The 14,317-nt window shown below is 44.1% G+C and carries 16 protein-coding genes; 6 read left to right on the top strand and 10 right to left on the bottom strand.

Translation table 11 applies throughout. From position 1 onward, the window contains the following. Position 1: 1 nt before the first annotated feature. The 4 genes from MHH40_RS11990 to MHH40_RS11975 are packed head-to-tail and all read right to left on the bottom strand — an operon-like array spanning position 2 to position 4,263. Positions 2–877, bottom strand: a complete 876-nt coding sequence (locus tag MHH40_RS11990; RefSeq protein ID WP_050944493.1) for a GNAT family N-acetyltransferase — start codon at positions 875–877, stop codon at positions 2–4. After that, positions 874–2,052 (bottom strand): DegT/DnrJ/EryC1/StrS family aminotransferase, encoded by a 1,179-nt coding sequence (locus tag MHH40_RS11985; RefSeq protein ID WP_050944494.1) that lies wholly within the window; start codon positions 2,050–2,052, stop codon positions 874–876. Before MHH40_RS11985 ends, MHH40_RS11990 begins: the two co-directional genes overlap by 4 nt. Before the next feature lie 21 nt (positions 2,053–2,073). Beyond that, positions 2,074–3,486 carry a capsular polysaccharide export protein, LipB/KpsS family gene (locus MHH40_RS11980; protein ID WP_003214910.1) on the bottom strand — a complete coding sequence of 471 codons (1,413 nt, stop codon included), beginning with the start codon at positions 3,484–3,486 and terminating at the stop codon, positions 2,074–2,076. A gap of 6 nt (positions 3,487–3,492) precedes the next feature. Further along, positions 3,493–4,263, bottom strand: coding sequence for a glycosyltransferase family 2 protein (locus tag MHH40_RS11975; protein ID WP_050944711.1), 771 nt, complete (start codon positions 4,261–4,263; stop codon positions 3,493–3,495). A gap of 184 nt (positions 4,264–4,447) precedes the next feature. Here MHH40_RS11975 and MHH40_RS11970 point away from each other — a divergent pair, with 184 nt between their 5' ends. The 3 genes from MHH40_RS11970 to MHH40_RS11960 all read left to right on the top strand — a co-directional run bounded on the left by MHH40_RS11970 (position 4,448) and on the right by MHH40_RS11960 (position 6,591). Beyond that, positions 4,448–5,113: a YIP1 family protein gene (locus MHH40_RS11970; RefSeq protein WP_223251281.1), complete on the top strand. Its 666-nt coding sequence runs from the start codon at positions 4,448–4,450 to the stop codon at positions 5,111–5,113. Between the two features lie 185 nt (positions 5,114–5,298). After that, positions 5,299–5,841: a spore coat protein GerQ gene (gene gerQ / locus MHH40_RS11965; protein ID WP_003215192.1), complete on the top strand. Its 543-nt coding sequence runs from the start codon at positions 5,299–5,301 to the stop codon at positions 5,839–5,841. A gap of 132 nt (positions 5,842–5,973) precedes the next feature. After that, the gene (locus MHH40_RS11960; RefSeq protein WP_050944496.1) at positions 5,974–6,591 is read left to right on the top strand and encodes a cupin domain-containing protein; all 618 of its coding nucleotides are present in this window, start codon (positions 5,974–5,976) and stop codon (positions 6,589–6,591) included. A 41-nt stretch (positions 6,592–6,632) separates the two neighbouring features. Here MHH40_RS11960 and MHH40_RS11955 read toward each other — a convergent pair whose 3' ends face one another. The 3 genes from MHH40_RS11955 to MHH40_RS11945 all read right to left on the bottom strand — a co-directional run bounded on the left by MHH40_RS11955 (position 6,633) and on the right by MHH40_RS11945 (position 8,748). After that, positions 6,633–7,004 carry a DUF423 domain-containing protein gene (locus MHH40_RS11955; RefSeq protein ID WP_003215282.1) on the bottom strand — a complete coding sequence of 124 codons (372 nt, stop codon included), beginning with the start codon at positions 7,002–7,004 and terminating at the stop codon, positions 6,633–6,635. Positions 7,005–7,074: 70 nt separating this feature from the next. Next, on the bottom strand, positions 7,075–8,382 hold the full coding sequence (locus tag MHH40_RS11950; protein WP_003214905.1) for a purine/pyrimidine permease: 1,308 nt from the start codon (positions 8,380–8,382) through the stop codon (positions 7,075–7,077). Between the two features lie 33 nt (positions 8,383–8,415). Next, positions 8,416–8,748 (bottom strand): YwdI family protein, encoded by a 333-nt coding sequence (locus MHH40_RS11945; RefSeq protein ID WP_137054229.1) that lies wholly within the window; start codon positions 8,746–8,748, stop codon positions 8,416–8,418. 170 nt (positions 8,749–8,918) lie between these two features. On the opposite strand from MHH40_RS11945, the gene MHH40_RS11940 reads away from it, so the two are divergent. Next, entirely contained in the window at positions 8,919–10,277 is a 1,359-nt protein-coding gene (locus MHH40_RS11940) for an aldehyde dehydrogenase (protein WP_340901122.1), read from the top strand. A 33-nt stretch (positions 10,278–10,310) separates the two neighbouring features. Here the strand turns inward: MHH40_RS11940 and MHH40_RS11935 are convergent, their stop codons facing one another. Both MHH40_RS11935 and MHH40_RS11930 read right to left on the bottom strand, forming a co-directional pair. Next, a complete protein-coding gene (locus tag MHH40_RS11935; protein ID WP_050944499.1) occupies positions 10,311–10,991 on the bottom strand; it encodes a uracil-DNA glycosylase in 681 nt (226 codons plus the stop codon). Continuing rightward, positions 10,988–11,815, bottom strand: coding sequence for a glycosyltransferase family 2 protein (locus MHH40_RS11930; RefSeq protein ID WP_003214726.1), 828 nt, complete (start codon positions 11,813–11,815; stop codon positions 10,988–10,990). The genes MHH40_RS11935 and MHH40_RS11930 overlap by 4 nt, the downstream gene beginning before the upstream one ends. 128 nt (positions 11,816–11,943) lie before the next feature. Here MHH40_RS11930 and MHH40_RS11925 point away from each other — a divergent pair, with 128 nt between their 5' ends. After that, the gene (locus tag MHH40_RS11925) at positions 11,944–12,249 is read left to right on the top strand and encodes a general stress protein (RefSeq protein WP_050944501.1); all 306 of its coding nucleotides are present in this window, start codon (positions 11,944–11,946) and stop codon (positions 12,247–12,249) included. Between the two features lie 132 nt (positions 12,250–12,381). Further along, positions 12,382–13,191 carry a bifunctional hydroxymethylpyrimidine kinase/phosphomethylpyrimidine kinase gene (locus MHH40_RS11920; RefSeq protein ID WP_044140232.1) on the top strand — a complete coding sequence of 270 codons (810 nt, stop codon included), beginning with the start codon at positions 12,382–12,384 and terminating at the stop codon, positions 13,189–13,191. Between the two features lie 48 nt (positions 13,192–13,239). On the opposite strand, the gene MHH40_RS11915 is transcribed toward MHH40_RS11920, so the two are convergent. Continuing rightward, entirely contained in the window at positions 13,240–14,313 is a 1,074-nt protein-coding gene (locus MHH40_RS11915) for a chitobiase/beta-hexosaminidase C-terminal domain-containing protein (protein ID WP_212045679.1), read from the bottom strand. Positions 14,314–14,317 lie beyond the last annotated feature (4 nt).

The raw sequence follows: 14,317 nt of genomic DNA, 5'->3' as shown, positions 1-14,317 counted from the left end.
CTTATCTCTCTCCTTTTTTCGGCCATACATGGTAATACAAGAAGGCATTTGTTGTTCTAAATCCCATCTTTTCATACAGTTGAATGGCGGTTGTGTTATGCAGCTGTGTTCCGGCAGAAATAAAACGATGCCCTCTCTCATAAGAGACCTTCATCATCTCAATAAACAGCTTTTTCCCGATCCCTTTTCCTTGTACATCCGGTCTAATCGCAAACAGCTCAAGCGCCAGCTCATCGCCCTTGGTCATCCCTTGTATCAAGCCCACGACTTCATCGTTCACCTTTGCTACGATATTGATATCTGCACGTCCGAGCACATTATTTCTCATCCACTCTTGATAGAAATGCTGGACGACATTCTGGTCTAAAAATGGATCGAGGGCATACCGGCTTTTGACAAATGCCTGATAAGCGAGTGACACCGCCTCATCGTATTCCTTTTCATCCGGCAGACTGATGACCACATCTTCACCTGTTGATGGCATTTCCATGTGAACAGGTGGCGCTTCAAGACGAGTGAGACCGCCCACATAGTACACATGTGACAGCCTTTGGACGATGCGGTTTTTTTCAACATCCGCCGCTTCAAGACGTAAAAAGAAAAAATCGCATTTTTCTGTTCTCATCCAATTGATGAAGCGCTCCATCAATTCCTGAAAAGCAGATGCTGACTCAGCTTCCGCAAACTTCACATGAAAAATATGCTGATCAAATATGCCGCTTTCCCATTTTGACCAGTCGTATAACAGCACTGCTTTCAGCTGGGCGCCACTGACAAGACCAAACTGTTTGAAACCTTTCATTTGTTCAATTTGTTGACCGTATTTCTCAATCCAAGCGGACAGCACCTGATCGTCTATTGCATGAACGGCCTTCATGAAGATGCCTTCTGTTCTTTTAAAATAGACAGCACCGCAGTGATGATATCCTGCACATCTTCATCTGTCATACTTGGATAAAGAGGCAGTGAGAGAGTCCGCTTGTAGTACGCGAGTGACTCAGGGAAATCCTCTGGTGAATAGTGATAGGTTTGTTGATAGTATGGATGCAAATGAACAGGGATAAAGTGAACACTCGTGCCGATTTTATAGTCCTTTTGCAGCTGATCAATCAGCTCATTGCGTGTGATGAATGCTTCTTTCGGGTCCACTTGCAGTACATATAAATGCCATGCATGTCTTCCCTCATGATGGACTGGCGGCAGGATCAGCCCTGCTTCCTTTTGAAATGCTTGATTGTATGCTTTCGCAATTTGTTCTCTCCGTGCCTGCATATCATCTAAACGGCTTAGCTGAACAAGCCCTAACGATGCCTGCACATCAAACATGTTCATTTTATAGCCAGGTTCCTCGACCTCGTAGTACCACGTTCCTTTTTCTCCATAACGATTCCATGCTCCTTTGCTCATCCCATGGAGTGCTAGTCTTCTGATCCGAGCGGCAAGCGCATCATCATTCGTCGTCAGCATGCCGCCTTCTCCGGTCGCTATATTTTTCGTCGCATAAAAACTAAAGGCAGTCGCATCACCAATCGAACCAACGGGCTGACCGTGGTACGTTGTGTAAAGAGCATGAGCGGCATCCTCAAGCACAAATAGATCGTACTTTTTGGCAATGGCTAAAATTCGTTCCATATCGCACGATTGACCAGCAAAATGAACAGGGACAATCGCTTTTGTGTGTGGTGTAATCGCCGCTTCTAGTTTCTCTGCATCGAGGTTGAGTGTCGCTGGGTCAATATCGACAAATACAGGAGCTGCCCCTGTATGAATGATCGTATTGGCTGTTGCGCAGAATGTCAGAGGCGTTGTGATCACCTCATCCCCATTCCCAATCCCTCTTGCTTTTAAGGCTAAAAATAAAGCAGCCGTGCATGAATTGACAGCGATCGCATGTTTTGCACCGGTCAGCTGCCGAAACTCTTCTTCAAACTGTCTGACTTTTGGTCCGGTTGACAGCCAGCCGGATTTTAATGTTCCAATGACTTCGTCAATTTCTTCCTGCTCAATCAACGGCAGGGCATAAGGAAGAAATTGTTCTCTCTTTTTTTCCATATCGCTTGCACACCCCTATCCTCATCTCTGAAAATCCACACCTGTTTTTGTTTGAAGCAGAGAAAGCAGAACATCGGTCGATCGCGCATGCGGATAATGTTGTTTAATGAACTCAGCTCCTTGCCTCTTTGCCAGCTTCATTTCTTGATCATCCGACAAAATACGAATGGCTTTCTCAGCCAGTTCAACAGGGTTTTCCATATGATAGCTGCCAAGCGACTCGTAATAAGGGTATCTTCTGCCTTCTGTCATTTTCCCGATCAGCACACTCTTTTCAAAGAGCATCGCTTCAAGACCGACGGTTGATGTGAGCGTAATGACCATATCCATATAAGGCAATAGGTCATACAAGTCGATTTCTTTTTTAATCAATCTCACATGATTTCCTGCTCGTTCAATGGACACATACTCATTTAATCGGTTTCGGGCAATTTCCCACGGATGCGGCTTCATGATCAACTGAATGTCTTTCCGTTTTGCAATCGTTTTAAGCACATCACCATAGAAGGCTTCTGAAAACGGCTGCGTTGCCACAAGCACGGTCTTTTTGGCAGGATTGAAGTTCAATTTTCGAAAGACCATTTCCTGTTGAAGCGGCGTTCGATCCTTCACCAAGTCAAACCTCGGATGACCTGTGATCTCCACCTGTTCCGGCTGACAGCCTTTGTGTACATACCAGTCTTTTTCATACTTTCCAAACACCCCGTGACACGTCGTGAAAATCGGCAAAAAGGCTTCGTCTCCCATCAGTGCGCCGTGCTGAAGACAGATACTCGTGAGCTGGCGTTTCACAGTTTGCAGTGCAAGTACGCGGCTGTAAGCATCCTCCGTTGTCCCCACAATAATGGCTGCAATTGGCTCCATCTGAAATAGCACTTCTGTCTGGTCAATCACATCAATAAATTGCACAATGTCCTTCCGAAGCTTTTCTCTAAAAAAGACATTGCCAAAGACGGGGTGCTTTGCGTAAGGTTTAAGGAGAGCATTTGCTTTCTCAATATATTCAGCATGGGCTTCTTTATTAACCTCTCCCGCTAATTCCGGCTTGCTGATGACCGGTAAACCAAAATAGTCTGCCTTCTTCCAGCGAGCAAGCACCACCGTTTGACTCGGATGGAACCGCGTGTAATTTTGTTCAGTAAAACGCAGATGTTCAAAGTGAAGCAAGACCTTTCCATTCGCCGGACGATAAGCAATACGCTTGATCTGCTGCTTATGTTGATCAAAAAATGGCTGAATCTCTTCCGGCAATGGACAATCGGTTGTCAATTCATGGCCGAATGCTTCATCCTCCATACGTTCCCTCACTTCAGGACTGATATATTGATAGAAATTGCTGATCAACCCAAGAGGAATTTGTTGATAGGACAAATCCTTCATGAGATTTACATACTCAAAATACACCTGCCAATAATGATGAATATAGTGCGACACTTTAGGTCACCTCCCATGTCTTTGTTTTAATATATGGCGGAGCTCCCAGCAGGTAGACTGCTCAGGAAGTGCTTGAATAAAGGCACTTTTCTCTTCTTCCGCCAATTGATAGTGAATCGACTGTTCTGTGATGTAATTTGTATCTAACACTTCATCATAGGGATAGAACGGATAAAAATGATTTAATCGAAAAAAGAACCGGGCATCCCCTATTCGATAAAAATGCGGACTCTCGTCCCAGTAAGACCCAAATTCAGCATGAATTTTTGTTAAAATAGAAGCACGATGAACGACCGAGCAATGATCTATGGCACAAGGTGCATTCCATTGCACCGTTTGCGCAGGTCGAATCGTTTCCTTTACTGGCTCTTTATTGCTATTTAAATAGATTACTTTCGATGCAGAATAGACAATATCTTCACCTGGTCGAGCATCTAGATAATGTGTGAGCTTTTCTAAACGGTCCGGGGCATAGACATTGTCATCTGTGGCATAGGAAATATACTCGCCCTTTGCTAGTTCTAAAGCTTGATTAATGAGGACGGCGTATCGGGTTTTCGCTGTTCTCTCCTCCAGCGATTTGACACCGCTTTGGATAAAATGAACACGGGGATCTTTGCGAAAGGGCTCAATCGCGTCAAGGGTTTTTTCATTTGAACCATCGTCCATGATAAATAGTTCAAAGTCTGACAGCGTCTGCTGCAAAACCGCTTCAATCGATCTGCCGACGTAAGCCGCCTTGTTGTAGCTCGTCATAATGACAGTTACTTTTGTCAAAGTTTTCACCTCGGTCTCTTTCAAACTATGTTTATCATATGTGTCTCCTCTTAAAGAGACTGTAGAGTGACCTATTTTTTATAAAATTGTATTTTTTTAATGATCTATCTTTGAAAAACGCGAACTTTTTGGTAATATAAGTAATCATTTATGTGTATTAAAGGAGTAAAGAACATTGGAAGCTATGAAGAATGATCACTCCCAACAAGAGGAAGTAAAAGGTTTTTTTCGATTTTTCAAAATTTTTGTCGCAACAAAAACGATTATTCGCTCATATCAACATTCCTATATTCCCATTTGGCTGATGATGCTCCTTGCAAGTATCGCTGGTACAGGCTGGGTCTACGAAGGGTATTTTAGCGAGTATATGGGCAATCATATTCCATTTCCTTTTATTTTGTTACAAGGTGCGGGATATGGTATTCTCGCAGGCAATCTCGGTCTATTTTTCGGTGTACTCATCCTAAAGTGGTTAGGGCGTCTTTTTTTCGGCAGTCAAACGGCATATCGAGATGTACTCAAAGCCTTCACGCTGACGACCTTTTTCCCTTCCGCTTTATTTGCACTCAGTTGGATTTGCACGATTGGAATGCTTGGTCCGTATACGTTTGTCAAAATCTCACCCTATTTAGATCAGCATTTTGAGGTATGGTATTATCTCGATCTTTTGACACTGATTGATGCTTATGCAAAGACGTGGATATTTGGAATGACTGTTTTAGGCATTGTCGCTGTGATGAAGCTGAAATTATGGCAAGCCTTCCTCATCGTGATCACACCGCTTGCGGCATGTTTTCTTATCATTACTCTTTTATTTGGTGTCCAGCGCGCTGTAAATTGGATGATGTAAGGCCTGACAAAGAATGCGAGGGTTTGCCCGCGCCTAAGGAACTGCACCACAGTTCCTTTTTTTCGTTCAATGTACATATTCTCCCCTCCTGTCTCATAGTGTGAAAGAGAGAAAGAATGCTATGGAAACAACAGGTGCTCAAGCGCCTTCTGTTTAGAACACCATGAGGAAAGAGGAGGAACGTTATGAAATTGAAAAATCAATTTGGGCAAGGTTCGGGTTTCGAAGGTCAAGATTTTCGCCAGCAACAATATGGAGCAAATCCGTATCCTGCGCAGCAGATGGGTTATTCAGTCCCTCCCCAAACGCAGGGTCAAATGCAAGGACAAATGCAGCAGGGATTTTCACCAATGCCGTCTACTGGTTCTTCACCAGGGGGGCAGGGCACGCAGAGCGGCGGGCAGCCTTATCAAATTCCTTCTGGACCGATTTATCAGCAGAATGTCACTGGTCAGCTGCCAATCGAGCAGTCCTATATTGAAAATATTTTACGATTGAACCGCGGCAAGGTAGCCACGATTTATATGACGTTTGAGGCAAGTAAGGAATGGAACTCGAAGATTTTCAGAGGCGTCATTGAAGCTGCAGGACGTGACCACATTATCATTAGTGACAACAAGACAGGAACACGATACTTACTATTAACGATCTATCTTGATTACATTACGTTTGATGGGGAAATTCAATACGACTATCCATACTCCATGTCCACGTATTCTCCGAGGTAGATAACGCACATATCGCAAAAGCAAGGAGCAGGCGTCCTTGCTTTTTTCTTTTGATTAGGTTTTTGTCACACCTCTAGGGCGCTCGTCATAAGATGCCTAGTAGTTTTTATCAAACGCCTAGAGGTGACATTCATGACTGTTGAGCTGGATTATACATCACCAAATGTTAAATATTCATACGATCTGAATCAAAGCCCCCTTGTGAAATACGATCAGCATAACCTGATTAACGTTTTAGGAAAAAAACAATTAAATTCGTTGGATCAAGTATCTCTGCTGGATATATATTTGAGTAAAAGCAAAGTCGTAGAGCCTCATTATCATCAAAATGCCGCAGAGCTTGTTTATTGTATAGCCGGTTCTGCTGCCGTCTCGATGCTGAATCCATTTACAAAAAAACTGCACACCTATACCATCACCCCAGGACAGGTAGCAAACGTACCTCAAGGCTGGTGGCACTATGAAGTTGCCCTTCAAGACAGAACTCATTTGTTAGCCATTTTCAACGCATCTACGCCAGAAGTGATCCTAGGCTCAGACCTTCTCACCCTCACCCCTGCTCACATCATGGCACATACGTATTGCATGAACGAAACACAGTGGAAACAGGCGACACAGCCGGTGAAGCCAAGTGTGTTTATCGGACCATTTTGCCACAGAGAAGAGGAAGCACAAACGAACCCTGTCCCTCCGTCTCACTACATCCCTTATTATCAAGCACCGCCAAACTACGCCCCTTACTGGAATTAAGAAAAAAACCGATGCCCCTCTCAGAGCATCGGTTTTTTAGCTTATAAATTTTTTGCTGCTGCAATGACAAGCATGATCCAAGAAGCAATAAACGCCACTCCGCCAATTGGGGTAATGGCACCTAGAATCTTCACCTGAGTCAATGCTAGGACATAAAGGCTTCCTGAGAAGAAAAGGATACCTGCAAGCATCACCCAGCCAGCGGTTGGGACTAGAGAAACACCTGACAGCTTATCTGCAAGAAAGGCGACAATAAATAGTCCAATCGCATGGAACATCTGATATTGAACCCCTTTGTTCCAAATCTCTATATACTTTTCCGGGATTTTCCCTTCAAGACCGTGCGCGCCGAAGGCTCCGAGTCCAACAGCTAGCATCGCATTAATCGCACCTAAAATGAAAAATAGTTTCATTCGTCATTCTCCTTATCTCGTCAATTATATTTATCATAGCGCGGGTGACAGACGATATTCAACTTTCCCTTTACGTTGACACGAGATTGTCGGATTTCTTTTTCTTTCGTAACAGAACTTGATCGACCGCGATCGCAATGAGTGTACCTAGAACAAGTCCATTGCTTAATAATGAAATGAGCACAGGATGCATGCCTTTCAAGGCTTCCTGCGGTACAAACATCGCCCCTACACCTGCTAAAACGGCAATCCCTAGGACAAAGCGAATCCGCGGAATTTCTTCTTTCTCATACTGATCAAACTCAGACATCGCAATTCCAATCATCGAGGAGAACACCACAAAGTTTACAGCAAGCCCCACAGGTGATGGCAATGCGGAGAAAAAGCTCATGAGCAGCGGGAATAAACTAATGAGTACAATGAGCAGACTTCCTATGAAAAATGGCTTTCTCGATGGAATTTTCGTTGTCTGGATAAATCCTGCTGCCCCGGAAATAGGTACAGGCGCAATCGCTCCGATCAATCCGCTCAGTAAGTGACCAAATGCTGCGACAAAACCAGCCGGACGAGCTCTCTTCCGCTCACGCAGTTCACCAAATGCCTTCACTGAACTTTCCACAATTCGAATACTTGCCAGCATGTTCACAATGAGTAATATCGTAATGAAAAAGGACGTGACAAGCAATCCACTGTCAAAGACTGGCATGCCGAATGGGAAAAGCTTCGGAAACTCGATGATTTTTTCTGGAATTCGAACCGGCTTTGCCAACCCGAGTAAAGCGAATAACAACCAGCCTCCTGCAAGGGCAAACAACACAGAAAACTGTCTTAAGTAATGCCATTTTGAGCGGCTGATCATGAAGGTAAGGATAATAATGAAGATTGATAAGCAAAAGACAAGCCCATCCACCTGATTTCCCCTATAGCCGATGCCCATCAGCCCTTTCATGATCGGCTGACTTAACTGGACAACTAATAATAGCAAGTAAATGCCTGTGACGACTGGCGTAAATAAAGACGCGAGCCAATTAATGATTTTAAATAAACTAAAAATAAAAAAGAAAGCGGCACTAAAAATTAAAGCCCCTTGTAGTGCTTGCAGAGTTTCAGGATACGTCGCAAAGATGGTTCCTGTCATACCTGCATAAAGGGTATACACACCCCACCAAAGCCCCGCTGGACTTTCATTGATCGGCAGCATATGGCCGCATAAACATTGCACCATCGCCACAAGACCAAGTGAAAAGAATGTACTTTGAATCAGCTCCGCTGACTGCACTTGGTTCAATTCAAATGCTTGTGCAATCGCAATTGGTACAGCAATAGAAGCTGCGATAAAAAATGCCATCCACTGAATGGCGCCCAAAAATAGTTTCAAACCGATCACCTTCCCTTTGTCGTGACAAGACCATTAAAAATCAAAGATAGAGTCGCCGTTCCCATCCTTCTCTTTTTGCCCCTCTTCTTGATGCTGAAATTTCTTCGCACCACTCGCACCCATCAGTTTCTCAAGCATGGCTTGATCTGAGGATACGGGCGGCGCGGGCGGTGTCTGTATCGAAGAAGGTGGCGAGATAACTGGCGTTTGCGGCATTTGCACCTGTGATGGTGCATCGAGAATGACATCACATAGTGAAGAAATCGCCGCCACTTGGCGTTTCACCTCTTCATCATTTTCACTTTGTTTCGCCTTTTGAACCGCTTCCTCCATTTTTTGAAGCAGGCTTGATATATGAATATTCAAGGGTAGACCCTCCAATCTAAAAAAGTCTCTTTTCAACATTATTTTACCAAATGAACAAACGAAATGGGTTCATTTTTTCAAAGCAGTCTGCTCCCGCCTCTCTTATTTGACCCGACATAGCCCTTCACACATAATAAAGGAAACAACATCGTTTATGAAAGGATTGAATAATGGACAAACTCACTACTCTTTTTCAGAAACAAAAAGTCTTTCAAAAGCCTCCGGTGGAAGAACGCATCCGTCTTCTTAAAGACTTAAAAGCAGCCATCAAACAGCATGAGAAGGATATTTTACAAGCCTTGGCCCATGATTTACATAAATCCGAACAGGAGGCCTACACAACAGAGATCGGGATGGTGTATGAGGAAATCAATCATACCATCAAGCACCTCCACAAATGGGCAAAGCCAACACGCGTGCGAACGCCCCTCACTCATATCGGGTCGAAAAGCATGATTATGAAGGAACCTTATGGCAGTGTGCTCATCATTGCCCCTTGGAACTATCCTTTCCAATTGGCCCTTTCTCCATTAGTTGGTGCCATTGCTGCGGGTAATGCCGTTATTTTAAAACCGTCTGAGCTGACGCCGCAAGTCTCAGAAGTAATCAGTGCAATGGTCGAACCTGTATTTCAAGAAGACCATGCAGCTGTCGTAGAAGGCGGTGTAGATGTGAGTACAGAGCTGTTGAAACTGCCCTTTGATTATATCTTCTTTACAGGAAGTGTGGCAGTTGGCAAAGTCGTCATGGAAGCCGCCGCAAAGCATTTGACCCCTGTCACACTTGAGCTTGGCGGAAAAAGCCCTTGCATCGTCACGCCTGATGCAGATATCAAATTAGCAGCAAAGCGAATCACGTTCGGCAAATTTACCAATGCTGGCCAAACGTGTATTGCACCAGACTATTTGCTTGTTCATGAATCCATTAAAGACGATCTTTTACGGGAAATGACAGCCTGTATCCGTGACTTTTATGGCGACCAGCCTGAAACAAATCCGCACTTTGGGAAAAATGTCAGCCAGCGTCATTTTGACAGGCTCTCACAATTTCTCTCAAATGGAACGATCGTTACAGGTGGACAGCGCAACGAAGACGAGCTCAAAATTGCACCAACCATATTAGACCACATCACATGGGAAGATCCTGTCATGCAGGAGGAAATTTTCGGACCGATTCTGCCTGTCATGACCTTCGATTCTCTGCACGAGGCAGCTCATATGATCAAAACAAGACCGAAGCCGCTTGCGCTTTACTTATTTACAACAAGTAAAGAAACAGAAGCCTATATTCTAGACCATCTCTCATTTGGCGGAGGATGTATCAATGACACGCTCATGCATGTCGCTACTCCTTACCTGCCATTCGGAGGCGTGGGTGAAAGCGGCATGGGACGATATCACGGGAAAGAAAGCTTCTTTACGTTTACGCATGAAAAAAGCGTCCTGCGCCAAACCAATCGCTTCGATTTTTCCTTCCGTTATCCAAATGCGAAAAACGGACTCGACTTGGTTCGTAAATTTTTAAAATAAACAGGACGAAGGGTCTCTCCCCTCGTCCTCTTTTTACTCAATATCTTGGATACACCAGTTGATTTCTTCAATCCCCATTTGCTTTAAATACGCGTTTACCTTTGAAAACGGACGACTGCCAAAAAAGCCGTTTCTTGCAGAAAAAGGACTTGGATGAGGTGACTCAATGATGTAATGCTTGTTTTGATCAATGCGTTCTTTCTTATTTTGAGCATGTCTTCCCCACAGCACAAAAACGACGGGCTGATCACGTTCATTCAGCACATCAATCACGCGGTCTGTCACACGTTCCCAGCCTTTGCCTTTATGCGAGTTCGCCTCGCCCTTTCTCACGGTTAGCACAGTGTTTAAGAGCAGCACACCTTGCTCTGCCCAGCTCACAAGTGAGCCGTGATTTGGAACAGGACAGCCAAGATCATCCTTTAGCTCCTGAAAAATATTTCTCAATGATGGCGGATGCTTCACACCAGGCTGAACAGAAAAGCTTAATCCATGTGCCTGACCTGGACCATGATAAGGGTCTTGTCCCAAAATCACCACTTTGACCTCTTCATATGACGTCAAATGAAGGGCACGATAAACGTCATCTGGTTTCGGAAAAACGGTCTGCGTGCGATATTCTTCCTTCATCCATTCACGTAATTCTTGATAATATGGCTGTTCAAATTCACTTTTCATCACAGCCCACCAGCTATCATTTAAAAATGGCTTCATTGGGGTTCTCCTCCTTGTGTCTGCTGCGTTAGTCTGGAGATCATCGGTTTTCCATCCCACACAATCTCACTCTCTGATTCTCGTTTTTTCATTGCTGGTTCTTCTAATAAGACAGCAAAGTTCGCTGTCGGAAGGTCACCCAGCCCATGCTTTTCACTTAGATCATCTAAGTAGTTCTTCCTTGTCTCACCAAGATCACTAGACTGATTCCCTCCGCCGTCAAAAAACGCATAGATCACGCTGGCAGCTGGCACTCGTTTGATCCGGGCATGCTGTGATACACGCAAAAAGAAGTCCCAGTCCCAATAATGATGCATCGCTGGATCAAAATAGCCAATCTCATCGTGTATACAGCGTTTATACATACTGCCGGAAGGAACATATGTAGAAAAGACACGCATATCCTCAATAGCAGCTGTATACGCAAACAAACGTCTTGACACCGGGAAGCGGGTCGCGCCTTTTTCTTCAAATGACACAATTTCTGCATCAGAAAAGACAAAATCGGCGTCCTCCAGCGCCTTACTCATACGTTCAATATGACAAGGTGTAAAGTAATCATCGTCGTCACTCAGCATGATCACATCGCCAGTCAGCTCCCGCACCCCCACGTTTCTAGCATTCACATGCTGGACGTTCTCATCTAAATGGATCAAGCGGATCGGAAGTTCGGGGTAGAGTTCCTGAATGATCTCGACGCGCTCTCCTGCATCATTCACAACCACAATTTCAAAAGGCTGTACGGTTTGTCTCGTAATAGATTCAAGCAGCTCACACAGTGCGCTGAGCCGGTTATGTGTCACAATTAATAAGGAAATCTTCATATTCAGCTAACTCCTTTAATAGATTCGTCTTTTTCCATTAAAACATAAAATGACGTTCTTCTCATGATATAAAAGGCGGTTTGATGTGACGGGAAAATGGGAATTTTCGATGGAAAGGAGTGATCACGATGGAATATTTCATAGTAGAAAATAGCAAAGAAGCGAAGCAGACCATTGAACAAATACGCTCAGCAAAGGATGATATTTTTGTTTTTGCATACGATCCAGAACGCTCTGATACCGTCACAGAGCATACGAATGCCAAAAGCATGACAGCGGTCGATCAAGGAATTTTAGATCAAATTGCCAATGTCATCCGCACTCGGGATGACGAGCTCATGGCCAAAATGATGTCAGTTGGCGCCGATCAGGAATTAGCTTTAACTCTTTTAGACGAACTGAAAAAGGGGGAATTGGTGATTTTTAAAAGGTAAGGGGTAAGGGGTAAGGCGTTCCTCCTAGAGTGGAACGCTTTTTTATGCCGTTTCATTGTGATAAATGAAAAAGCTGATTATAATAAGGATAGAACAGTAACTGTTACACATCACATTGGAGGTTCAGCAACTATGTCTATGAATAAAGCACTCACCATCGCAGGCTCGGATTCAAGCGGCGGTGCAGGTATCCAAGCAGATTTAAAAACGTTTCAAGAAAAAAACGTCTACGGGATGACAGCTTTAACCGTTGTCGTTGCAATGGACCCTCATAACCATTGGGATCATCAGGTGTTTCCAATTGATACGGCGACGATTCGTGCGCAGCTCTCTACCATTGTAGAAGGTATTGGGGTAGATGCGCTGAAAACGGGTATGCTCCCAACAGTAGACGTGATCGAACTTGCGGCTGACACCATCAAAACATACGATCTAAAAAATGTCGTCATTGATCCTGTTATGGTTTGTAAGGGTGCGAACGAAGTCCTTTATCCAGAGCACGCGGAAGCACTGCGCGAAAAGCTTACGCCACTGGCAACAGTCATCACGCCTAACCTTTTCGAAGCAGGTCAATTAAGCGGAATCGGTGAGATCAAAACGATCGAACAAATGGAAGAAGCAGCAAAACGCATTCACGAACTTGGTGCCAAGTATGTGGTCATCACTGGAGGCGGTAAGCTAAGCCCAGATAAAGCGATTGATTTGCTTTATGATGGACAAACCTTCGAACGACTTGAAACAGAGAAGATCGACACAGAATACACACACGGCGCAGGCTGCACATTCTCAGCAGCAGTCACAGCTGAACTGGCAAACGGCTCAGACGTGAAAGAAGCCATTTATGCAGCAAAAGAATTCATCACAGCTGCCATCAAAGGCTCTTTCCAGCTAAATGAATACATCGGACCAACAAAGCATTCTGCTCATCGTTTTGACAAATAAAACAGAAAAAACCCGATTCGCCTTGTTAGAAGGTGAATCGGGTTTTGTTTATCGATAGCTGCGTCTCTGTGCAAACAGCCAATCTGTTAAGCCTGGTGTCTCATAAGCAGGCGTCCATGATGCATGGTCATATCCATACTTGCTTGCGTACTCCGTATAAAGCGGCTGGCCGCCAGCTTTTTGAATAGCTTGAATTGTATTTCTCGCATAGCTGATAGGGATAATGGAATCATCTTCTGCATGAAATGCCCATATCGGCTTGTGCGCTAAAATTCCTGCCTTGCTTGGATCTGCACCCCCCGCAATAGGAATCATCGCTGCAAACAAACGAGGATATGTGATGTTCAACTGGTACGTCCCAAATCCACCTTGTGATAAACCCGTCGCATAAATTCTTTTCTGATCAATCTGATAAGAAGTTAACACATGCTGAAGGACATCATAAGCTTTGTGTAAATCTGGTGAAAATTGAAACACGTTTGTCAGATCGATTTCATTTTGCAAATTTCTTGTTAATGCAAATCCTCCATCGACAGCATTTCGCGCCTGAGGTGCTAGTACGTACGAAGGATGTTTCTTTTGGACTTCAGGGGAAGCCCATAAAACTGCACCATCATTCGCAAGTAACTGCTTTTGATTGTCTGTTCCCCTCTCCCCGCCTCCATGTAAGAACAGGACTAGAGGATAGGCTTTACCCCTCTTACGGTTTTTTGGAATATACAACCGATAAGGCATTCCTTGGTATTCGAAAGATAAAAAAGATGATGCAATGTCCTCTCGTGTGACAAAGCGATAATTGTACGTAGACGTGGAAAGGCGGTGGTTTTTCTTGTAAGCGCTTACTTTTAAAGTCGTATCAGTTTCTATATGAATGGGCTTTTTGTATAACTGACTTTGAGTTGTCGGCTGGCTGCCATCTGTTGTGTAATAAAGAGAAGCTTTTTGAACGTGAGAATGCAGAGCTACCTCTTGTGAACGATAATATTGACCAGATGGGACTGAAGCAGTTGATGCAAAATACGACGTATGATTTCGGGCAGAAGAAACGGAAGGAAAAAGAAAACTCATAGAAAATAGGACAATGATAAAGGTGATCAGGCATTTCTTGGTTGTATGGTTCATATCG

It is taken from the genome of Bacillus sp. FSL K6-2431, from assembly GCF_038005165.1.
GTDB lineage: Bacteria > Bacillota > Bacilli > Bacillales > Bacillaceae > Bacillus > Bacillus pumilus.
The sequence above is the reverse complement of the archived record's forward strand: the minus strand, read 5'-3'. Positions and strand labels throughout refer to the sequence as shown.